The organism is Mycobacterium xenopi (assembly GCF_009936235.1).
Lineage (GTDB): Bacteria > Actinomycetota > Actinomycetes > Mycobacteriales > Mycobacteriaceae > Mycobacterium > Mycobacterium xenopi.
Genome location: NZ_AP022314.1, coordinates 3691032 through 3712138 on the forward strand (window position 1 = coordinate 3691032; position 21107 = coordinate 3712138).

Genomic DNA, 21107 nt, shown 5'->3' on the forward strand with positions numbered 1-21107 from the left:
TCGTGCAATACCGGCGACACCGTCTATGTTGAAGCGGCTATGACCCATGCTTTTCAGGTTCCGCTGACCATCTACACCACGCCGTGGTGTGGCTACTGCCATCGACTCAAGACAGTGCTGAAGGCCTCAGGGATCACCTACCACGAGGTCGACATCGAACAAGACGCCGCGGCCGCGGAGTTCGTCGGTTCGGTCAACGGCGGCAATCGGACCGTTCCTACAGTCAAATTTGCCGACGGGTCGACGCTGACCAACCCCGGTGTGGGTGAGGTCAAGGCAAAGCTCGCCGATCTGGCGGGTTGACTGGCCGAGCCGGGGAGGTCAGTCCAGCGCGGCCCACGATTCGATGATCTGACGGGCGATCGAAACCGAGCCGGGCAGAAGGAGTTCGGAGCCTGAGGCACTAGTCCAGTCGCCGGCATCCAGTGCTTTGCGCACCTCGTCGCGAGAAAACCACGCCGCCTCGGCGATTTCGCCGTCGTTGAACGAAAACTCTTGATCGGGGTCAGCTATCGCGTGGAAACCCACCATCAGCGAGCGCGGGAACGGCCACGGCTGGCTGCCCAGATAGCGAACGTCGCGCACGGTCAACCCGATCTCCTCACGAACTTCCCGCACAACGCAGAGCTCGAACGACTCGCCGGCTTCGACGAATCCGGCCAGCAGTGAAAACATCCGCGGTGGCCACACCGTCTGGCGGGCCAGGACCGCGCGGTCACCGCCGTCGTGAACCAAACAGATCACCGCCGGGTCGATGCGGGGGAACTCCTCGTGACCGGTGAGCGGGTTGACCCGCGCCCACCCGGCCCGGACCGGTCTGGTCGGCGAACCGTCCACCGACGAAAAGCGAGCGCTGTCATGCCAATTCAGCAGCGCGACGGCACACGACACCAATTGCGCGCTGAGGTCGTCGAATAGCTGTCCCGCACGCCGCAGGTCTGCCACGCGCACGTCGAGGTCGTCGGGGTTGTCGGGCGCTTCCAGCGGAGCGCGGATCGCCCACACGTGGCGGTCGTCCTCGATGCGGCCGAGAAACACCGCGTCCGGCGGCGGTTTGTCGCCCAGTACCGCGGCCGCACCCAGCACCACCCGGCCATTGGCCAGCAACACCTGGTTTCGCGAATCCACACGTAGCACAACGGCTTTCGGCCATGCTGCGGCAGCGGCGTCGACGTCGGCGCGGAGGTGGTCGGCGCGGTCGGCGCCCACGCGGGACAGCAACGGGGTGCTGCGCAGCCGGAAATCCACTAGTGGCCCACGCTACGGATATAGAGCAGCCGGTCGCTCGGCTCGACGGCGTCGACCTCTGGTGCGTCGACGCGCAGCAGCTGACCGTCACGAACCACGCCGAGCACGATGTCACGCAGATGCCGCGCGGAGCCGCCCACTTCGCTTTGCTCCACCTGGCGTTCAGCGATTGCGAACCCCGCCTGCGGCGTCAGTAGATCCTCGATCATCTCCACGACGCGGGGGGTGGTGGTGGCAATCCCGAGCAGTCGACCAGCGGTTTCGGAGGAAACCACCACCGAGTCCGCGCCCGACTGCCGCAGCAAATGCTGGTTTTCGGCTTCGCGGATGGAGGCGACGATCTTGGCCTTCGGCGCGATCTCGCGGGCGGTCAAGGTAACCAGCGCGGCGGTGTCGTCGCGGTTGGCGGCCACCACGATCGACGCCGCATGCTGTGCGCCCGCCAGCCGTAACACGTCGGATTTGGTGGCATCCCCATGCACGGTGACCAACCCCGCCGCCGACGCGTGGTCCAACGCGGCTTGGTCGGTGTCGACGACGACGATGTCGCTGGGGGCCACTTCGTCGCTGAGCATGGCCGCTACCGCTGTTTTGCCTTTGGTGCCGTAGCCGATGACGACAGTGTGGTTACGCACTCTGCTCCTCCAACGCTGGATCTTCCATCCCTGCCGGGACCGCTCGGAGAGCACCTCGAGCGTCGTGCCGACCAGCACGGCCAGGAATGCGATGCGCAGTGGTGTCATGACGACGACGTTGACCAGACGGGTGTATTCCGTATACGGCGTGATATCGCCGTAACCGGTCGTCGACAGCGACACCGTCGCGTAGTACACGCAGTCCAGGAAGGTCAGCGGCCCGCCCTTGAGGTCGCGGTAGCCGCCGCGTCCGACGTAGACCACTAGGGCCGCGGCCAGCAACACCACCACGGCGATGGCCACCCGGCGCACGATGATGCGAACCGGGCTGACATGGCTTTCCGGGATTCGCAACACGCCGACCAGTGCGTGGCCGGGTCGGCCGGTCAGCGTGTCGTCGAGACCCGCCAGCCTAGCCTTCGCCGCGGCCATCCGTCATCACCTGGCGCACGAGACAATGTAACCACGACTGCTACGGCGAGGTGTCGCTCACTTGTCGCTCACCAGCGCGGCCAGCTCGTCAGGTCCCGGCAACGCGTCCGGCACGACCGTGACCCCGCTGCGCACGTAGTAGAACGCGGCGCGCACCACGGATTCCGGGCAGCCCTGCAACGCCGCCCATGCCAGCCGGTAGACGGCGAGTTGCACCGCGGCATGCCCGATGGCCTGCGGCCCCTCCGGTGGTTCACCGGTTTTCCAGTCCACGACGGTGGCGCCGCCGTCCGGGTCGGCGAACACCGCGTCGATCCGGCCGCGAACCACCGTGTCGCCGAGGGCCATCTCGAACGGCACCTCTACGGCTACCGGTGTGCGGGCCGCCCAAGGTGACCGGGTGAATGCCGCCTGCAGCGCGGCGAGTTGCTCGGCATCGGCCCGGGCGGCACCGGTGTCGGCGCCGGGGAGATCGTCGAGGTCGAAGAGCCGCTCGGTACCGTAAAAGCGCTGGACCCAATCATGAAAAGCATTGCCCAACAAGGCATGCGGATCAGGCCGCGCCGGTAGCCGACAAGTCAGCCGGCGCCGAGCGGCGACCGGGTCACGGTCCAGCTCGACGACGTCGCTGACCGACAACTGATTAGGCAATGCCGGTGGGCGTTGCCGCGACTCGCGTGCCCGCTCGGCCAACAACGCGTCGACGTCGGCCGTCCAACCGCCGGGGGTCCGCTGGTGGATCCGCGGCCATTGCCGCGGCCACCAGCGCGGCTCCGCGCTCGACATCGCCGCGGCGCTCACCAAGCGGATCAGCGGGCCATGTTGCTTCGATAGTCTTTTCGCGCAACGGGTTTAGTTCGCCCGCTGCGGGCGGCGCCGCCCACTGCTCCACCTCTCCGCAGGCCTCGCCGACGGCGGCAGAGCGGTCGATCACCTCTTTGAGTTCGCAGAGGAAATCCGACGGCCCGCGCGGTTTGGTTCCGGCGGCCCCCCAGTGATGGCCGGACAGCAGCAGGGTGTCCTCGGCTCGGGTAATCGCCACATACAGCAGTCGGCGCTCCTCGTCGACGCGGCGTTGCTCGAGCAAGCGGCGATGCGCGGAGATCTTGTCAGACAGCTGTTTTCGGTTGACGACTCCCGAGGTGTCCAAGACAGGGACACCGGGCAGGCCCGCCGACGCGCGGTCGCCCCGCAGCAACGGCGGCAGGTCTGCGGCGTCGGTGAGCCAGGTGCGAGTCGACGCGGTGGACGGGAACACCCCGGTCGACAGGTGCGGCACCGCCACCACCTGCCACTCCAACCCCTTTGCCGCATGCACCGTGAGCACTTGGACCCGGTCGGGGGCGACGCTGAGCTGGGGGGGCGGTAACCCGTTTTCGACGACCGCCGCCGTGTCCAAGTAGGCCAGCAGGCCGGCCACCGAAGCCGGGCAGAGGGCCGGCGATGTGGTGGCCCGTTCCGCGTAGCCGTTGACCACATCGGTGAACGCGTCAAGATGCTCGGCCCCGGCCCACCCGCCGTGCACCGGCTGCGCCGCTCGGGCTTCGCAGTCGACACCCAGCACCCGGCGCACCTCGGCGACCAGGTCGGGCAACGGGTGGGCGAGATGGCCGCGCAGCACGGTCAGCTCGTTGGCCAATGCGACGATGCGCCGATAGCCCGCCGGCGAATACCGGCTGGCCGGCCCGGGATCACTGATCGCGTCCGCCAGGCATGCCTGGTCGGCGTCGGGGCCTGACCCCGCGGCGATCTGCTCGGCCGGCGACGGCGGACCGCCGGGCAAGTCGCCGCCAGTTCCTGGGCGCGCCGCCACAACGCGGCGATATCGCGCGCCCCGAGCCGCCACCGTGGACCAGTTAGCACCCGCATCGCCGCTGACCCCGCGGTCGGGTCGGCGACCAATCGCAGCATCGCCACCAGGTCGGCGACCTCAGGAACGGACAGCAGACCCGCCAGCCCCACCACCTCCACCGGCAGGCCGCGGCCCCGCAGCGCCTCGGCCATTGGCGCCGCGTCGGCGTTTCGCCGCACGAGTACCGCGGCGGTTGGCGGCGCGATGCCCTCGGCGCGGCACCGCTGATACCGGTGGTGCAAATGGTCGGCGATCCACTCGCGTTCGGTCTGCACATCGGGCAGCAACGCCACCCGAACCGTGCCCGAGGGGGCGCCCGCCCGGGCCCGCAGGGCTCGCACCGCGACCGATCGACGCCGCGCCTCCGCCGACACGGCGTTGGCCACCTGCAGGATCCGCGGCGGGTTGCGCCAGCTGGTGCGCAGCTCGAGGATCGGCGCGGGCGTGCCGTCTGATCGGGGGAAGTCGGTGGCGAACCGCGGCAAGTTGGTCGCCGAGGCACCGCGCCAGCCGTAGATCGACTGAATCGGGTCGCCGACGGCCGTCAACGCCAGCTCGTCATCGACCCCGCCACCGAACAACGCCGACAATGCGACGCGCTGGGCGTGCCCGGTGTCCTGGTATTCGTCGAGCAGCACCACCCGGTAGCGGTCCCGCAGCTGGGCGCCGACCTGCGGGAAGTTACAGGCCAGCCGCGCGGCCCAGGCCATCTGCAACCCGAAGTCCATCACTTTTTCGGCGAGCATCCGTTGGTGCAGCGCATCGACCAGGGGCACCAACCCGGCCCGCTCGGTCTGTGCGGCCAGCAGTCGCAGCAACCACTGGCTGGGCCCGCGCTCTCGCTGGTAGGGCCCGGCGGGCAGGGTGTTCACCAGCAGCGCTAGCTCTTCGTGGGTGTCGCGCAGCTGTTCGGTGTCGACAAGGTGTTCGGCGAGCTGGCTCCACAGCCGCAGCACCATCGCGGTGACCGTGGCGGGGCTCTTGTCGGTGCGCAACTCGCCTCGGTAGCTGCTGACGACGTCGAAGGCCAGCTGCCACAACTCGGTCTCACCCAGCAACCGGGTGTCGGGTTCGACCGGCAGCAACAGACCATGCTCGCGCAGCACCGCGCCGGCGAAGGCGTGGTAGGTGCTGACCGTCGGCGCGGCGGCGGGCTCGGTCTCGCCGGTCACACCCAGGCCGGCCAGGCGGGCCAGCCGGGAGCGGACCCGGCGCAGCAGCTGGCCGGCTGCCTTGCGGGTGAACGTCAACCCCAACACCTGATCGGGCGCGGCATAGCCATTGGCCACCAGCCACACCACCCGCCCGGCCATCGTCTCGGTTTTGCCGGCCCCGGCCCCGGCGATGACCACCACCGGCCCGGGCGCCGCGGCGATGACGGCGGCCTGTTCTGCAGTGGGCTCGAAAAGCCCAAGCGCGCGAGCCAATTCGGCTGGGCTGTAACGCGGCAGCGTGGCCGTCACCGTGGGCCCCCGGCGTGGGCGGGGGCAGCCTGGCCGCATCGGGCAATGCGGGCAGCCGTCGTTGACCCGGGCGATGAACCGCGGGCGGCCATTGCCGCGGCGGCCCGGCCGACCAGCTGGCGCCACTCGTCGCGGGCTGCCGGCGTCAGCGGATCCTGCTCGCGTTCGGCCGGCCCGCAGGGCCCGCTTCTGCCCAGGTAGACCAACCGGGCGCCGCCGGGCTCGTCGCCGTGCGGCAGCAGGCCCTCGGCGACGGCCAGCTGATAGAGCGCCAGCTGGGCGTGCCGTTGCGCGTCGTCCTTGCTGACCGGCGTCTTGCCGGTTTTGACGTCGACGACTACCAACCGGCCCGCCGCGTCGCGCTCTAGGCGGTCGATCCGGCCGCGCAACCGGACGCGAGCACCAGCGGCGCCCGCTGTCTCGACGACGCCGTCGATGTCCACCTCGACGCCGACCTGGGTGAGCTCGCGGCGGCTCTGCGCCCGCCACGCCAGGAACGCCTCGATCATCGCGCGGTGACGGGCCAGCTCGTTGGCGGCATACCACGGCGACTCGAACGGCAGGTGTTCCCACGCCCGCTCCAGCTCGGTCAGCAGTTGCGCCTGGCTGCTGCCCGGTTCGGCGATCAGCGCGTGCAGCAACGACCCCAGGGTGGCGCCCAGATCGCGCGGGTCGGTTCCGCCGTGCCGTTCGACCAGCCAGCGCAGCGGGCAGTCGGTGAGCGTCTGCAGGCTCGACGGCGTCAGGGTGATCACACGATCGTCGCCGCCCCACAATGGCTCGGTGGTGCTGACCGGGATGAGTCCCTGCCACTGCGCTGGGTCGGCGCCCGGCACACCGGCTCGGGCTAATCGCGCCAATTGTGTTGCGGCGCTGGTGCGCTCAGCATCATCGACCTCACCGTCGGGCGCACAGACCACGCTGCGCAGCCGACCCACCACCGCCGGCGCCGACAGCAGCCGCGGCGATACCACCGGCGCGGGGTCGGGACCGTCGCCGCCGGTGGCGCACCGGGCCACCTCGAAGAAAAACGGCGAAGGCACCTCGGTGTCGGCTGACGCACCGGGGTCGGCGGCATCGCCGTCGACAGCGGTCACCACCAGCCGCCGACGAGCGCGCCCCATCGCCGCCACCAGCAATCGGCGCTCCTCGGCCAGCAGCGGAGCCCGCACCGAAGCGTGCTCGCCAATCCCGTCCAACAGGTCCAGCAACCGCTGGGTGGCCAGCACTCCCCCACGCGGGATTGTGTTGGGCCACAAGCCATCCTGTAGACCGGCGATGACCACTAGATCCCACTCGTGTCCCAGCGCCGCGTGCGCGCTGAGCACCCTGACCTGCTCGACGGGGCCTACCGGGTCGGGCCGGAGGGCGGGCAGTCGCAGGGCGGTGACGTGGGCGACGAGCCCGCGCAGTGATGCCCCCGCGGTTCGCGACACGTAGTCGTCGGCGACCTCGAACAGCGCGGTCACTGCATCGAGGTCCCGCGCGGCCTGGGCGCCAGCGGGACCGCCGCGCTCGCTGGCCGAAACCCACCGACGGTGTAAACCCGACCGCTGCCACGCCGCCCACAGCGTGTAGCGCGGATCTTGGCCGCCCGGTGACAGCGGGCGGCGGCATCCAGCACGGCGCGCACCCGGCGCAACGGGCGCGCCTGCATGGCCGTCAAACCGGGCGGTTCGTCGCCGGTGAGCGCGGCCACCAGCACATCATCGACGCCGCAATCGGGGGCGAGGCGGCGCAACGCTCGCCGCAGGGCGCGCAGCGACACCGGGTCCAGCCGCCCGATCGGCCCGGTCAGCAGGCCCAGCGCCTGCTCGGCGTCCAACCCGTCAGCCGTCACCGCCAGCACGGTGAGCAGGGCCCTGGCCGCAGGCTGTTCGGCTAGCGAGCCGCCGCCGGCGGGCACGGTCACCGGAACACCGGCCCGGGCCAGCGCGTGCGCCAACATCGCAGGTGCCCGCCGCAGCGACCGGACGAGGACCGCCATGTGTGACCAAGGCACGCCGTCGATCAGGTGGGCACGCCGCAAAGTGTCGGCGATGATCGCCGCTTCCGCGTGCGCTGAGGCGGCCAAATGCACTGTCACCGAACCTGAATCGGGACCCGACCCGCTGATCGCGCCGTCGCCGCCGGGAAGCCGACGCGCGATCTCGGTGATGGCAGCAGCGATAGCGGGGGCGCAGCGCCGCGACACCGTCAGCCTCACCGAGGGTGAGTCGTCGGCCAGCAATGCGGCCGGGTCGCCGCCGCGGAAACCGAACACCGCCTGGCTGGGATCGCCCGCAATCAGGGCGAGATCGGCGCCTGCCGCCAGCGCTCGAACCAGCCGGGCCGCCTGCGGGTCCAGCTGCTGGGCGTCGTCGATCAGCAGCAGCCGAATCCGGTCGCGCTGCGCGGTCAGCAGCTGAGGGTCGGCAGCGAAGGCGTCCAGGGCCGCGCCGACCAGTTCGGCCGCTCCCAGCGCGGGAATCCTGGCCTGCGGCGCCGCCGTTCCGACCGCGGCACGCAGCAGCATCACCTGCTCGTACTGTTGCGCGAATTGGCCGGCGGCGATCCATTCGGGGCGACCATGCACCTGGCCCAGCCGCTGGAGTTGCAGGGGATCGACCCCGCGCTCGGCGCAACGCGCCAGCAGGTCGCGAAGTTCGGCGGCGAACCCGGCGGTGCCCAATGCCGGACGCAGCTGCTGGGGCCACTTGACCGCGGCGGCGGCCCATCTGCGATGTCGCCGGCCAGCAGTTCGCGGATGATCGCGTCTTGTTCGGCGGTGGTGACCAGCCGCGGTGCCGCGTCGCCGGCGCGCTGGGCGGCAAGCCGCAGCACCGCGAACGCATAACTGTGCACGGTGCGCACAAGCGGCTCGCGCACCACCGGCGGCAACGGGCCATCCGCGCGCGAGCGCAACAGCGCGGTTGTCAACGCGCTGCGTGCACGCGTCCCGACACGCCCCGAACCGGTAAGCAGCAGAACCGATTCGGGATCAGCCCCAGCGCCGATGTGAGCTGCCGCAGCATCGACCAGCAGGGTGGTTTTGCCGGTTCCCGGCCCACCGAGAATACGAACCCGCCCACGCAGGCCAGGATCGAGCACAGCCCGCGCATGCGCGTCCCAGCGATTCATGCCCGCATGAGACCACGGGGGTCTGACAGGTCCGGCGCTGAGCGCCCAGGCGGCAGATTAAGCGCTCATCGATGCCAGCGAACCGGTCCGACGCGCAGCGGCGGGCGTCGGTCGGGGAAGCCGATATTCACGACGGGCACCTCGACGGGCGGGGCGCTGTTGTGCGTCACACGAGGGCTGCGTTTGTGGGCGACGTAAGGCTCGCCTTTGTGGGCGAGATAGGTGCGGTCATAGTCGGAACGCCGGCGCGGGTCACGCAGCAGGGCGTAGGCAGCAAGAATCTGGCGCAGCCGCTCGTCTGCACCCGAATTCGAGTCGGCCGGGCGCAGGTCCGGGTGATTGGCACGTAACTCCCGCCGGTAGGCATGCGTGATTTCGTCCTGGCTAGCGGTCGGCGACACGCCAAGCACTGCGTATGGATCCGTCATCATCGGCAACCGGGTCTTTCCACCGCCCCGACGAAGGCATGGCAGGGTGGGCACGCCCTCGGGTGCCATTTTATGCGCACCCACCCTGACGTCTGGTGCGTCCGCTGCAAGTGCCACGACAGGTGGCGGTGCGCACGCAGCCGTGCTGCGTCAGTCGCGTTCTCGGTACGTAGCCACACCCGCGGAACGCACACGTGTCTCTGCGTCGGTGTTAACCGTCTCGATCAGCCGGGGCATCACCTCCTGACATGAGCCGAACTGCCGCGAGCACCAAGGCCGCGGAGGCGCTCGCTGCCTGGCCGCCGATGGGGCAGATGCGCCGAGGAGGTCAGGCGTTGATCGCGGTGCGCTCGGCCTCGCGGCTGATCTCGATGCGACGGGGCTTTGCCTGCTCCGCCACCGGGATGGTGAGACGCAATACCCCGTCGTGATAGCTGGCCTCGATTTTGTCGGTGTCGAGGTTCTCGCCGAGGAAGAGCTGACGGCTGAACACCCCGCGTGGCCGCTCAGCCGACACCATCTCACGGTTCTGGTCGAGGTCGGGCCGCTCGGCGCGGACAGTGAGCACGTTGCGTTCGACGTCTAGGTCAAGCGAATCCGCTTTCACACCAGGCAAATCGAACTCGACGATGAAGGTGTCACCCTCGCGCCACGCGTCCATCGGCATGACCGCGGGCCGGGCCGCCGTACCGAGTATCTGCTGAGTCCAGCGATCGAAGTCCCGGAACGGGTCTGTGCGCATCAACACCATATTTCACCTCCCAGCTACAGCAGATGATCTATGTCTGCTGACATAGCTTTTTTGATACCACGCATGATATAGTTATGCAAGTAGCAGTACCTTCGATGTCCAGTTGGAGGACCGGTTGACCGACGACTCGTTGCCACGATCAGCGCGTGGGGTGTACGGCATTTCGGTGACGTCCGAACTGTCTGGAATTGCGCCGCAGACGTTGCGTCTCTACGAGCGCCGGGGACTGCTGAGGCCGTCGCGCACCCACGGGGGTGTGCGCCGCTACAGCGACGATGACCTGCGACGTCTGAAGCGGATTTCCGAACTTGTCTCCCAAGGAGTAAACCTGGCCGGCATCGCACGCATACTCGACCTGGAGAATAGGAACACTCAGCTGGAGTCCGACCACACCCAGTTGCAGTCCGAGTACGCGAAATTGAAAGCCGGCCGAAAGCGGGCATCCCGCACCACTGCGGGACAGAAGGGGAGGAGTTCCGGTCATGGCGGACGTCGAGAAGATCCTGCGAGTCGACGAGGCACCTGAGGCCGACGCCCTCGACCAGCACCACACCGTCGATGCTGGTGACGAGGTCGTGCTGGACACCGACTATGTGTCAAACATCAGCGAGCGGGACGCCAACGAGGCCGACGTGATCGACCAAGCCACGATCGTTCCCCTGCCCGACGACGATCTGGACGGTCAGGCGTGAGAGGTCGCGGCGCGAGTTAGGCGTCCTCGCCGGCCAAGGTGTTCAGATCGGCTGACGCTCGAACCCGTTGGTCGGCGCTGAACAAATGGCCCCATGTGCTCAACGCGACGGCGGCGGCCGCGTCATCGATGTCCGCACTGACCTGATCCTCGGCAAGGGCGACCAGTGCGTCAGCCAGACTCACCGGGTCGAGGTGGTGTTGCTTAGCCGTCTGCATGATTTCGACGAATGCCCGGTCAAGCCGATACCGACGTAACGCGACGAGCACGCCTTCAGCGGTGTCGAGAATCCGGGCGCCGCCCGGCGAGCGTCGGAGGGTCGGCGGTAGTCGTTCATCGAACATCGCCTCCTTCGCTTCGGGATCCGCGGCGGCGTTCACGCCAGCTGTCGGCAGATACAACCTGTGTCTGCGGTCACATATTTCAGGCTTTCGGCTGGCGCATGTGTCCACCACCAAGGCTGGTTCACCCCGTGCCTGCCCGGGCTGGCACCATCGACGGGTGGGCGACGACCTCTACGTGCACCGGTATGGCCCGTCGGGACCAGTGCAAGTGCTGGCCATCCACGGCCTCACCGGCCATGGGCAGCGCTGGCAGCGGCTGGCCACTCACCACCTGCCCGAAATCACTGTTGCCGCACCTGATTTGATCGGACATGGCAGGTCGTCGTGGGCCGCGCCGTGGACCATCGATGCCAACGTGAAAGCGCTGTCGGCCTTGCTCGACCAGCACGCCGATGGCCCAACGGTGGTGGTGGGGCATTCATTCGGGGGTGCGGTGGCCCTACATCTGGCCGCTGCACGCCCGGACCAAGTGGGCGAGCTGGTGTTGCTCGACCCCGCGATCGGGCTGGACGGCCAGTGGATGCGCGAGATCGCCGACGCGATGCTGGCCTCGCCCGACTACCCCGACGTCGCGGAGGCACGCGCGGAGAAGGCGACCGGCTCGTGGGCCGATGTCGACCCGGAACTGCTCGACGCCGAACTCGACGAGCACCTGGTGGCGCTGCCGGGAGGACGGTATGCCTGGCGGGTCAGTCTTCCGGCGATGATGTCCTACTGGAGCGAGCTGGCCCGAGACATTGTGTTGCCGCCCAAAGGAACTGCGACGACCCTGGTACGCGCCACGTGGACCTCCCCCGCGTACGTCGGCGACGAGCTCATTGCGGCGCTGCGAGCATGGCTCGGGCCAGATTTCTGCCTGCTGGACTTCGACTGTGAGCACATGGTGCCGTTGGCCAAGCCCGCGGAGGTGGCCGCGGTGATCCGCGAAACGCTGGACCGATTATGACAGCTGTAAGCGACGAGCAGGTCGAACGGGTGCGGGCGCTGGTCGCCGCGATCCCTGCCGGGCGGGTCGCCACCTACGGCGATATCGCCGCCGCCGCAGGGCTTTCCAGCCCGCGCATCGTCGGTTGGATTATGCGTACCGACTCCGCCGATCTGCCCTGGCACCGGGTGATCACCGCCTCGGGTCGCCCGGCGCGGCATCTGGCCACCCGCCAGCTGGAGCTGCTGCGCGGCGAAGGGGTGCTCGCGGTCGACGGCAGGGTCGCGTTGCGCGAAGTCCGGCACCGCTTTTAAAGCACCAACCGGACCAAAGCCGCGGTACGAGCCAGCCCGGGGAAGGCTGCTGCGGTCGACCGCGGATGCAGCGCATGCACTGCCAGTCGAAAAATCAAGGCGCGCAACAACATCTGTGGCCACTCCGGCAGCGCGTTCCACCGCTCGATGAGCCCGTCATCGGCCTCCCCCCATGACAGCGCGTCAACGACGGCCACGCCGGCCGCCCATGATGCGGGCCGCCAGTATGGCGTGATGTCGGTGATTCCAGGGGCTGCCGTGCCGGCGAAAAGCACAGTGCCGTACAGGTCCCCGTGCACCAGCTGGTTGGGGCTTTTGGTCGGTCGCCGCAACCGCGCGAGCTGGTTGATCAGGTCGATCGAGCGTTGCGCGTCCGCCGTCGCGGGGCTACCCGCGCCGCCGGGGGCACCGATTGCAGTGGACGCTCCTCCCAGGCGGCGCGGTCTGCGGCGATGAAGACATCGACGTCGTCCCACGGCACCGTCGGGCCCTGGGTCAGAAAGCGCGGACGCTCCAGCTTGCTGGTCGCCTCGTGCAGCCGCACCGCCGCCGAGACCACCTCGTCGTGGCGCGGCTCGGGCCTACCGGCGACGAATGTATCGGCGCGCCAGCCCGAAACGACGTATCGGCCATCGGTGGAACGGACTGGGCGGGCCAGTCGGACCCCGTCGACGAACAGCGTCTCACGAACCCGGGCCGACCAGGCGGCGCGCGCATGATCGGCCACCATGGACAACACGACCTCGCCGCAGCGCCAGCCGCCTTCCCAGCTGTCACCCAGCGGCACCGGTTGCACACCGCTTAGCCCGAACGCCGCCAAAACGTGCTCGGGCGGCCGCTCGACACTCACACGGTCAGGGTAACCACGCCAGCGACGGGTATCGGTTTAGTACATCACCATGTCGGGTTGCATCTGCTTGGCCCACGCCACGATTCCGCCCTGCAGGTGAACGGCATCGGAGAAGCCGGCCTTTTTCACCGCCGCCAGCGCCTCAGCCGAGCGCACACCGGTCTTGCAGTACAGCACCGGCATCCGGTCCTGCGGCAGCTTGGCCAGGCCCTCGCCGGAGTTGATCGACGACTGCGGAATCAGCTGCGCGCCGTCGATGTGATTGATGTCCCACTCCACCGGCTCGCGCACGTCGATCAGCGCGACCTTCTTCCCCGAATCCAACAGCTCGCGCAACTCCTGCGGGGTGATGGCGGAGTCGGCGACCGCATCGGCGGCCTCCTGCGAGACAACCCCGCAGAATTCGTCGTAGTCGATGAGTTCGGTGATCTTCGGCGTGGACGGATCCTTGCGGATAGTGATCGTGCGGTAGCTCATCTCCAGCGCGTCGTAGACCATCAGCCGGCCGAGCAGCGGTTCGCCGATGCCGGTGATGAGCTTGATCGCCTCGGTGCCCATCACCGAGGCGATGGAGGCGCACAGGATGCCCAGCACACCGCCTTCGGCGCAGGACGGCACCATGCCCGGCGGTGGCGGTTCCGGGTAGAGGTCGCGGTAGTTCAAGCCACGCCCGCCCGGCGCGTCCTCCCAGAACACCGAAACCTGGCCTTCGAAACGGTAGATCGATCCCCAGACGTAGGGCTTTTTCGCCAGCACCGCGGCGTCGTTGACCAGATACCGGGTCGCGAAGTTGTCGGTGCCGTCGAGGATCAAGTCGTATTGCTTGAACAGCTCGACGGCGTTGCCCGGCTCCAATTTGGTCTCGTGCAGTCGCACCTGCACCAGCGGGTTCACCTCGGCGATCGAGTCGCGAGCGGACTGGGTCTTGGGCCGGCCGACGTCGGACACGCCGTGGATGATCTGGCGCTGCAAGTTCGACTCGTCGACCACGTCATAGTCGATGATGCCCAGCGTTCCCACTCCGGCCGCGGCCAGGTACAGCAGCGCAGGGGCGCCTAGGCCGCCGGCGCCGATCACCAGCACCCTGGCGTTTTTCAGCCGCTTCTGCCCCTCTACTCCCAGATCCGGGATGATCAGGTGGCGGCTATAGCGCGCCACCTCCTCCCGAGTCAGCTCGGCTGCTGGCTCGACCAGCGGCGGCAACGATGTCGACACCGGATATCTCCTCGGTCTCATTTTCACGTCCGTCAGCCACAACCATCACAGCAGTTGTCCTCGTCGACGGCAAACAGATCAACCGCGCACGGCCCGCGTTGCTTCCCGCGATCCAGCGCGCCGCTAAGCGATCGGATAGGGCCAGGGGTTGAACCGGCAGGTCTTGCCGTCCGGCTTGACCCATTCCGGGTCGAACTTGGCTTCGTCGTTGTTGGCCGTGGAAAAGGTCTGCTGCATCATCACCGGCGCCAAAGCGCCCTGCTTGTCGCACGGCTCATGGCGCTGGTAACCAATCGCATGGCCGACCTCGTGGTTGATCACATACTGCCGGTAGGAACCGACATCGCCCTCAAACGGAACCGCTCCGCGCACCCAGCGAGCCTCGTTGATAAGCACTCGAGGCTGCGCGTCGCGCCCGAACACAGGGTTGTAGCAGGAGGTTTCCAGGGGAATCTCGTAGCCGCAACCCTCGCGGATCGTCACCGGCGAACTCAACGAAATCCGGAAATCGGGTTTGCCGCTGTCGATCCGGACGAACGCGAATTGCGGGTTGTGCGTCCAGCTCTTGGGATTAGCCAGGGTCTCGTCGACCATCCTCACGAACGCGTCATCCCCACCGAACGTCGCAGTATCCACACCGTTTTCAATCTCGACGGTGTATCGGAACACCTTGGCCGTGCCCTGCCCGAACTGAGGCACGGTGCCCGGAACGACATGCCAGGTCTTATCGCCGGCCTCGGTGAACGGTCCGCCGGCGGGTAACAGCCCGGTCGGCAAGTTGGCGGCGAACTCGGTCAACCCATGAGGGGGAGCGTCGATGATCGACGTGCCGACCGCCCCGATCGTGGGGGGCCCCTGCGCCGGATCCTGCGACGCGGGTGTCGGCGCACCGGTCCCGGTGGCAGTCTGATACACCACGACCGCGGTGAGCGCGGTCAGCACCGGCAGCGCATAGGCACGCCAGCCGTAGGTGGACACAAACCGACCGAGCCAGGTCTGCTTGCGCCAGCGGCGCTGCCTGTCGCGGTTGGAGCGCGGTCGACCGGACCCCCACCCAAGCGGGTCGCGCTGTGCACGCAGCGGTTCCCGCCATTCGTCGCGGAGGACGGGTACCCGACTTCCGCTGTGCTGCGCCGGGTCAAAGGTCACTGCCCCAGGATGGCACAGCCGCCGCGAGCTGGGACTCTTGGCGCGCCCGAAGCGGTCACAATGCGCCAAACCGCCGACACATCACCCATCGACGGCCGTCGGGAATTCCGGGGGCGACGCTCCAGGGGTAGTAGTGTCATTCGGACAAGCCCCGCGCGGCAACGCCAACGTTATGTGGCCGACAACCCAGATTGAGGACTTGATGAGCGATCTCGCGAATGCGACTGCACGCAGTAGCGCCGAGCATGTCGACAACGACCGATCGGACAGCGCAGTCGCCAACCGCCGCGGCAACCGACTCCCCCGCGACGAGCGGCGCGGCCAATTGTTGGTCGCTGCCAGCGAGATCTTCGTCGACCGGGGCTACCATGCGGCCGGCATGGATGAGATCGCAGAGCGGGCCGGGGTGAGTAAACCTGTTCTCTACCAACATTTTTCGAGCAAGCTGGAGTTGTATTTGGCTGTGCTCCAGCGGCATGTGGACAACCTGGTCTCCAGCGTGCGTCAGGCGCTGCGGACGACTACCGACAACCGGCAGCGGCTGCGCGCAGCGGTGCAAGCATTCTTCGACTTCATCGAGCACGAGAATCAGGGCTACCGGCTGATCTTCGAAAACGACTACGTCACCGAGCCTCAGGTCGCCGCGCAGGTACGGGTGGCCACCGAGTCGTGCACCGACGCGGTGTTCGACCTAATCAGCGCCGACTCGGGGCTAGATCCGCACCGCGCCCGGATGATCGCGGTGGGGCTGGTGGGTATCAGCGTCGACTGCGCCCGCTATTGGCTCGACGCCGACCGGCCGATCTCGAAAGAAGACGCCGTGGAAGGCACCGTACAGTTCGCCTGGGGCGGGCTGTCGCATGTTCCGCTCACGCGCTCGTAGCCGACTCCAGCCCGATCCCGAAACCAACGCGGCGCGCCTCGGCAACGCCGATCTCGACGTAGGCGATCTTGGCGGTGTTGATCACGAACCGACGGCCCCGCTCGTCGGTCAGGCTCAAGACGTCGGATTGCTTGCTCAGTGCCGCGGTGACCAATTCTTGGACTTCGTCGGGCGTCTGCGCACTGGTGAAGACCAACTCGCGCGGGCTGTCCGTGATACCGATCTTGACCTCCACGTCGGCCCTCCGTTTCTTGATTCAGTCACAAGCATTCCCGCAAGCAGGCTAGTGGACTCAGCCGCGACCGTGCGCACCAGCCACTCGCCGTTCCGTGGGCACGCACCCGGCTGCGGGGATCTCACCCGACACACCCGCCGGGCAGCACGATCGCCGTGGTCGGCACAGATACCATCAGCATCATTAGCATCATCAATCACTCTGATACCGCCGTCCACGATTACCCGGACGAGCAGACGCACGTCGACGCCCACGATGCCGGCGCGGCAGACCATCGCTGGCGTCCCGTCGCCGCGATCGCCGCCGCGGTGCTGGTCCTAGCCGTGATCGCGACCACGCTGATCGTCTACGGGGGCGACAGCGCATCGACCACGGCCACGGTGGGGCCGCCGCCGACACGGCGCGTGGTCGCCACACCACGGCCGAGCGTCCCCACGGCAGCGCCGCTGCCTCCCGAGACGGTGACGACGCTGACGCCGCCGGCGCCGACGGAATCGTTGAGCCCCACCGTCGGCCCCACCTCGTCGCCGGAACCTACCCCGACGCCGGCGGTGGATCCGCGGACCGTCGTCTATTCGGTAACAGGCACAAAGCAGGTCTTCGACGTCGTCAGCATCATCTACACCGATGCGCAGGGACTGCCGCAGACCGATTTCAACGTGTCGTTGCCGTGGAGCAAGACCATCGTGCTGAACCCGGGCGTCCAGACCAAGTCCGTCATCGCGACCAGCCTGGCCGGTCGCCTGAACTGCGCAATCACCACCGCCGACGGCCAGATGGTCGCCGCGTCGACCAACAACACGATCATCGCGACCTGCGCGCGTTAGCTTTCCGACGATGCGCCGCCGCCCGAGGTATCACCCAGCCGCGGCGGCCAAGTTCCGGTTGGCTGGCCGCTCGGGCGCTCAGGCCCGCGTCGCGGCCGGGCTAGATCAGGCCCAGCTCGCGCATCCGTTTGTCGTGGGTGCGCTGGACGCGGTCGAAGAACCCGGTGAGCTGGGCCAGACCATCGGTGCCGGACACGACGAGGTCGACCAGCTCGTCATGCTCGGCGAGAACGTACTGGGCCTGGGTGATCGCTTCGCCGAGCAGGCGGCGAGACCACAGCGCGAGCCGGCTGCGTTGTTTGCTGCTGCGCGTCACCGCGGCGCGCACCTCGGCGACGACGAATTGCGAGTGCTCCGTTTCGGCCAGCGCCGCACGTACCACATCGGCGACTTCATCGGGCAGCCCGTCAGCGATTTCCAGGTAGAAATCGGCTGCCAGCGCATCGCCCACATAGGTTTTCACCAGCGCCTCCAGCCACGTGCTGGGCGTGGTCAGCCGGTGATAGTTGTCCAGGGCGGAGGCGAACTCCGCCATCGCCGGGACCACGTCGACGCCGCGACCTTCCAGCGCGTCACGCAGCAGCTCGTAGTGCCCCATCTCCGCGGCCGCCATGCTCGCCATCGAAATCCGGCCCCGCAGGTCTGGCGCCATCTTGGCCTCTTCGGCGAGCCGATAGAACGCGGCGATCTCGCCGTAGGCGAGCACCGCGAAAAGCTTGTTGACGCCGGGATGATCCGCGGGCAGCCGCGGGGAAACCGCACCGGCCTCGTGGTCGGCGCGCGAAAGCGAAGCCATGGCAACACTCTAGTCGTCGGCGCGACGGCGACCGGTGGCCCCGACGGCAGGCCAGCTATGATGGATAGCGGTAGCAGCTGTACGGCTACCGGACGATTATGTGCGTGCACGCAGTCGGCCCGCCTTGTGCAGCGCAGGGCCTGCGAATCGGCAACGTATTCGGAGTCAGACACTCGTGCACGCCCGAAACTCGACGAAATGCGACGAGATTGACTGAACCCAACACCGAAAGGCTTATCGCCCACGCATGACCCCCCTTGTTACCGCATCGCCCCCAACGTTTGCCAAATTGGGGGTTCGCGACGAAATAGTCCGAGCCTTGACCGATCAGGGCATTGAACGCCCTTTTGCCATCCAAGAACTCACCCTGCCGTTGGCGCTGGCCGGCGAAGACGTGATCGGCCAGGCCCGCACCGGCATGGGCAAGACCCTGGCGTTCGGCGTGCCACTGCTGCAGCGCATCACCACAGAGGCCGGGCTCAGCGGCAACCCACGGGCACTGGTCGTGGTGCCCACCCGCGAACTGTGCCTGCAGGTCTCCGACGACTTGGCCGCCGCGGCCAAGTACCTGATCGCTGGTCACGGGCGGGGGCTGTCGGTGGTGTCCATCTACGGCGGACGCCCGTACGAGCCGCAGATCCAAGCACTGCGCGCCGGCGCCGACGTGGTGGTCGGCACGCCTGGCCGGCTTCTCGACCTGGCCCAGCAGGGGCACCTGCGGCTGGGCAAGCTGTCGGTGCTGGTGCTCGATGAGGCCGACGAAATGCTCGACCTGGGGTTTTTGCCCGACGTCGAACGCATCTTGCGCCAGATCCCCGACGACCGCCAATCCATGTTGTTCTCGGCGACCATGCCGAACCCGATCATCCGGCTGGCCCGCACCTTCATGCACCAACCCACCCACATCCGGGCCGAGGCGCCGCACGCCTCGGCAGTACACGACGCCACCGACCAATTCGTGTACCGCGCGCACGCGCTCGACAAGGTGGAACTGGTCAGCCGGGTGCTGCAGGCCCGCGACCGCGGCGCCACCATGATCTTCACCCGCACCAAGCGCACCGCCCAGAAGGTGGCCGACGAGCTGGCCGGGCGTGGCTTCGCGGTCGGCGCGGTACACGGCGACCTGGGCCAGGTCGCGCGGGAAAAGGCGCTCAAAGCCTTCCGCAGCGGCGCGATCGACGTGCTGGTGGCCACCGACGTGGCTGCCCGCGGGATCGACATCGACGACGTCACCCACGTCATCAACTACCAGTGCCCCGAGGACGAAAAGACCTACGTGCATCGCATCGGGCGCACCGGCCGCGCCGGGCGCACCGGCGTCGCGGTCACGCTGGTCGATTGGGATGAGTTGGCCCGCTGGGCAATGATCGACAAGGCGCTGGGGCTGGGGTGCCCAGAACCGCCGGAGACCTACTCCAGCTCGCCGCACCTATACACCGAGCTGGGCATCCCGCCGGAAGCCGGCGGCACGGTCGGCGCGCCCCGCACCGCGCAGGCCAACCACGACCGGTTCGCGCCGCGCAACGCGCCTAGGTCGCGGCGGCGCACCCGCGCCGGCAAACCGGCGAGCGGCCACCCGACCAGCAACGGGGAGCTGGCGACCGAGCCGCCCCGCGGTGACGGCACGCACAGTGGCCGCCGTCGCCGCCCCGCAAGGCGGCCGGCGTCGCCGCGCCCGTCAACTGAGTGGCCCCCGGCGGGCGATGGTCCGACCCGAACGCCGCACCAGGGCCGACATGGTGGCTGCCGCGGCCATCGCGGTTGTCGTCGCTGTTGCTGTGGGGCTGATCTGGTGGACCAGCGACGCCCGGGCCACCATCAGCCGTCCCGCCGTGGTGCCAGCGCCCAACCCGACACCTGCCCGCGCGGTTCCGTCCGCGCTGCGTGAGCTGTGGACCGCAGCCAGCCCAGCCACCGGTCGGCCAGTAGTGGTCGGCGGCACCGTCGTCACCGGCGACAAACGCACGGTGGACGGGCGCGACCCGGCCACCGGCGAGTCGCATTGGAGATACACACGCGGCAGCGATCTGTGCGCGGTGTCGTGGGTCTACCGCTACGCCGTGGCGGTCTACCGAGACGACCGGGGCTGCGGGCAGGTCAGTACCGTCGACGGGTCTACCGGCCGGCGCGGGCCGGCCCGCAGCAGCTACGCCGACCAGCACGTCACCGTCACCTCCGACGGGACCACGGTGCTGTCGGCTGGCATCACACGGCTGGAGCTGTGGCGCTCGGACATGGTCCGGATGCTCTCCTACGGTGAGATCGACGCCCGCGTGAAACCGTCGTCGCACGGGCTGCATACCGGCTGCACCTTGACGTCGGCGGCGGCCAGTTCTTCGGCGGTGTCGGTGCTCGAAGCCTGCCCCAAGACCGCCGACCTGCGGCTTACCCTGCTGCGCCCGGCCAAAGAGGAGGACGAACCCGAGCAACGCTACGTGCCCGAACCCGGCATCGGCCCGGATTCCGGCGCGCGGGTGCTGACCCTGTCAGACACCAGCACGGCGGTGTATCTGCCGTCACCACAACCCCGGGTTGAGGTCGTCGACGAGACCGGCGTCACGGTGGCGAGCACGCTGCTGCCCCGGCCGCCGTCGCGGTCGAACGCGGTGTCGCGGCCGGGCAACCTGGTGACCTGGTGGACGGGCGATGCCGTCATGGTTTTCGATGCGGCCGATCTCACCTATCGCTACACCATTCCCGCTGTCGGGCAAGCGGTTCCGCTCGGGCCGGCGACGATGATGGCGGGTCGGCTACTCGTCCCGGTGACCGGGGGCATCGGCGTCTATGACCCGCTTACCGGGGCCAACGAGCGCTACCTGCCGGTGAACCGGGCTCCGGGCACGTCAGCGGTGATGCCGGCGGTTTCGGGGTCACACGTGATCGAGCAACGCGGCGACACCGTGGTAGCGCTCGGCCCGGCCGGCTGAGCAGACGCAAAATCCCCTGAAA

General features: G+C 68.4%; 18 protein-coding genes and 2 pseudogenes. 9 read left to right on the forward strand and 11 right to left on the reverse strand.

Annotation, left to right across the window (positions count from 1 at the left end; all coding sequences use genetic code 11):
- Positions 1 to 39: 39 nt before the first annotated feature.
- The gene (mrx1, locus tag MYXE_RS17495; RefSeq protein ID WP_003920814.1) at positions 40 to 303 is read left to right on the forward strand and encodes a mycoredoxin Mrx1; all 264 of its coding nucleotides are present in this window, start codon (positions 40 to 42) and stop codon (positions 301 to 303) included.
- Between the two features lie 18 nt (positions 304 to 321).
- Here the strand turns inward: mrx1 and nudC are convergent, their stop codons facing one another.
- The 5 genes and pseudogenes from nudC to MYXE_RS17520 all read right to left on the reverse strand — a co-directional run bounded on the left by nudC (position 322) and on the right by MYXE_RS17520 (position 9929).
- On the reverse strand, positions 322 to 1248 hold the full coding sequence (nudC, locus tag MYXE_RS17500) for an NAD(+) diphosphatase (protein ID WP_085196647.1): 927 nt from the start codon (positions 1246 to 1248) through the stop codon (positions 322 to 324).
- Positions 1248 to 2315, reverse strand: coding sequence for a potassium channel family protein (locus tag MYXE_RS17505; protein WP_003920816.1), 1068 nt, complete (start codon positions 2313 to 2315; stop codon positions 1248 to 1250). Before MYXE_RS17505 ends, nudC begins: the two co-directional genes overlap by 1 nt.
- A 57-nt stretch (positions 2316 to 2372) precedes the next feature.
- Positions 2373 to 8750 (reverse strand): annotated as a pseudogene (locus MYXE_RS24675) (UvrD-helicase domain-containing protein).
- A 65-nt stretch (positions 8751 to 8815) separates the two neighbouring features.
- Positions 8816 to 9178, reverse strand: coding sequence for a J domain-containing protein (locus MYXE_RS17515; RefSeq protein WP_039890138.1), 363 nt, complete (start codon positions 9176 to 9178; stop codon positions 8816 to 8818).
- Between the two features lie 328 nt (positions 9179 to 9506).
- The gene (locus tag MYXE_RS17520; protein WP_039890103.1) at positions 9507 to 9929 is read right to left on the reverse strand and encodes an Hsp20/alpha crystallin family protein; all 423 of its coding nucleotides are present in this window, start codon (positions 9927 to 9929) and stop codon (positions 9507 to 9509) included.
- A 115-nt stretch (positions 9930 to 10044) separates the two neighbouring features.
- Here MYXE_RS17520 and MYXE_RS17525 point away from each other — a divergent pair, with 115 nt between their 5' ends.
- Together MYXE_RS17525 and MYXE_RS17530 are read left to right on the forward strand one after the other, a co-directional pair.
- Positions 10045 to 10455 (forward strand): MerR family transcriptional regulator, encoded by a 411-nt coding sequence (locus tag MYXE_RS17525; protein WP_172468613.1) that lies wholly within the window; start codon positions 10045 to 10047, stop codon positions 10453 to 10455.
- Positions 10412 to 10621 carry a hypothetical protein gene (locus MYXE_RS17530; RefSeq protein ID WP_003920822.1) on the forward strand — a complete coding sequence of 70 codons (210 nt, stop codon included), beginning with the start codon at positions 10412 to 10414 and terminating at the stop codon, positions 10619 to 10621. The genes MYXE_RS17525 and MYXE_RS17530 overlap by 44 nt, the downstream gene beginning before the upstream one ends.
- A 16-nt stretch (positions 10622 to 10637) precedes the next feature.
- On the opposite strand, the gene MYXE_RS17535 is transcribed toward MYXE_RS17530, so the two are convergent.
- Positions 10638 to 11000: a hypothetical protein gene (locus MYXE_RS17535; RefSeq protein WP_232061639.1), complete on the reverse strand. Its 363-nt coding sequence runs from the start codon at positions 10998 to 11000 to the stop codon at positions 10638 to 10640.
- A 121-nt stretch (positions 11001 to 11121) separates the two neighbouring features.
- Here MYXE_RS17535 and MYXE_RS17540 point away from each other — a divergent pair, with 121 nt between their 5' ends.
- A complete protein-coding gene (locus MYXE_RS17540) occupies positions 11122 to 11910 on the forward strand; it encodes an alpha/beta hydrolase (RefSeq protein ID WP_003920824.1) in 789 nt (262 codons plus the stop codon).
- Positions 11907 to 12203 (forward strand): MGMT family protein, encoded by a 297-nt coding sequence (locus tag MYXE_RS17545; RefSeq protein ID WP_003920825.1) that lies wholly within the window; start codon positions 11907 to 11909, stop codon positions 12201 to 12203. The genes MYXE_RS17540 and MYXE_RS17545 overlap by 4 nt, the downstream gene beginning before the upstream one ends.
- Here MYXE_RS17545 and MYXE_RS17550 read toward each other — a convergent pair.
- The 3 genes and pseudogenes from MYXE_RS17550 to MYXE_RS17560 form a co-directional block, all read right to left on the reverse strand.
- Positions 12200 to 13053: pseudogene (locus tag MYXE_RS17550) on the reverse strand (TIGR02569 family protein). The gene MYXE_RS17545 and the pseudogene MYXE_RS17550 overlap by 4 nt on opposite strands.
- A 36-nt stretch (positions 13054 to 13089) precedes the next feature.
- Positions 13090 to 14268 (reverse strand): adenylyltransferase/sulfurtransferase MoeZ, encoded by a 1179-nt coding sequence (gene moeZ / locus MYXE_RS17555; protein WP_003920827.1) that lies wholly within the window; start codon positions 14266 to 14268, stop codon positions 13090 to 13092.
- A 123-nt stretch (positions 14269 to 14391) separates the two neighbouring features.
- Entirely contained in the window at positions 14392 to 15417 is a 1026-nt protein-coding gene (locus MYXE_RS17560) for a DUF3152 domain-containing protein (protein WP_197904871.1), read from the reverse strand.
- A 202-nt stretch (positions 15418 to 15619) separates the two neighbouring features.
- Here MYXE_RS17560 and MYXE_RS17565 point away from each other — a divergent pair, with 202 nt between their 5' ends.
- A complete protein-coding gene (locus MYXE_RS17565) occupies positions 15620 to 16300 on the forward strand; it encodes a TetR/AcrR family transcriptional regulator (protein ID WP_085196762.1) in 681 nt (226 codons plus the stop codon).
- On the opposite strand, the gene MYXE_RS17570 is transcribed toward MYXE_RS17565, so the two are convergent.
- Entirely contained in the window at positions 16287 to 16535 is a 249-nt protein-coding gene (locus MYXE_RS17570; RefSeq protein ID WP_003920830.1) for a DUF3107 domain-containing protein, read from the reverse strand. The two genes, MYXE_RS17565 and MYXE_RS17570, sit on opposite strands and share 14 nt — an antisense overlap.
- A gap of 179 nt (positions 16536 to 16714) precedes the next feature.
- Here MYXE_RS17570 and MYXE_RS17575 point away from each other — a divergent pair, with 179 nt between their 5' ends.
- The gene (locus MYXE_RS17575; protein WP_415624492.1) at positions 16715 to 17362 is read left to right on the forward strand and encodes an MmpS family transport accessory protein; all 648 of its coding nucleotides are present in this window, start codon (positions 16715 to 16717) and stop codon (positions 17360 to 17362) included.
- Between the two features lie 100 nt (positions 17363 to 17462).
- Here MYXE_RS17575 and MYXE_RS17580 read toward each other — a convergent pair whose 3' ends face one another.
- The gene (locus MYXE_RS17580; RefSeq protein WP_003920832.1) at positions 17463 to 18158 is read right to left on the reverse strand and encodes a ferritin-like fold-containing protein; all 696 of its coding nucleotides are present in this window, start codon (positions 18156 to 18158) and stop codon (positions 17463 to 17465) included.
- A gap of 247 nt (positions 18159 to 18405) precedes the next feature.
- Between MYXE_RS17580 and MYXE_RS17585 the strand changes: the two genes are divergently transcribed.
- A complete protein-coding gene (locus tag MYXE_RS17585; protein ID WP_170288588.1) occupies positions 18406 to 20046 on the forward strand; it encodes a DEAD/DEAH box helicase in 1641 nt (546 codons plus the stop codon).
- A complete protein-coding gene (locus MYXE_RS17590; RefSeq protein ID WP_232061640.1) occupies positions 19937 to 21085 on the forward strand; it encodes an Rv3212 family protein in 1149 nt (382 codons plus the stop codon). Before MYXE_RS17585 ends, MYXE_RS17590 begins: the two co-directional genes overlap by 110 nt.
- Positions 21086 to 21107 lie beyond the last annotated feature (22 nt).

Bases quoted from the DNA above. Each gene is read 5' to 3' on its own strand.
- mrx1 (WP_003920814.1), top strand. From the start codon at position 40: ATGACCCATGCTTTTCAGGTTCCGCTGACCATCTACACCACGCCGTGG.
- MYXE_RS17505 (WP_003920816.1), bottom strand. From the start codon at position 2,315: ATGGCCGCGGCGAAGGCTAGGCTGGCGGGTCTCGACGACACGCTGACC.
- MYXE_RS17515 (WP_039890138.1), bottom strand. From the start codon at position 9,178: ATGACGGATCCATACGCAGTGCTTGGCGTGTCGCCGACCGCTAGCCAG.
- MYXE_RS17520 (WP_039890103.1), bottom strand. From the start codon at position 9,929: ATGGTGTTGATGCGCACAGACCCGTTCCGGGACTTCGATCGCTGGACT.
- MYXE_RS17530 (WP_003920822.1), top strand. From the start codon at position 10,412: ATGGCGGACGTCGAGAAGATCCTGCGAGTCGACGAGGCACCTGAGGCC.
- MYXE_RS17545 (WP_003920825.1), top strand. From the start codon at position 11,907: ATGACAGCTGTAAGCGACGAGCAGGTCGAACGGGTGCGGGCGCTGGTC.
- MYXE_RS17565 (WP_085196762.1), top strand. From the start codon at position 15,620: ATGAGCGATCTCGCGAATGCGACTGCACGCAGTAGCGCCGAGCATGTC.
- MYXE_RS17580 (WP_003920832.1), bottom strand. From the start codon at position 18,158: ATGGCTTCGCTTTCGCGCGCCGACCACGAGGCCGGTGCGGTTTCCCCG.
- MYXE_RS17585 (WP_170288588.1), top strand. From the start codon at position 18,406: ATGACCCCCCTTGTTACCGCATCGCCCCCAACGTTTGCCAAATTGGGG.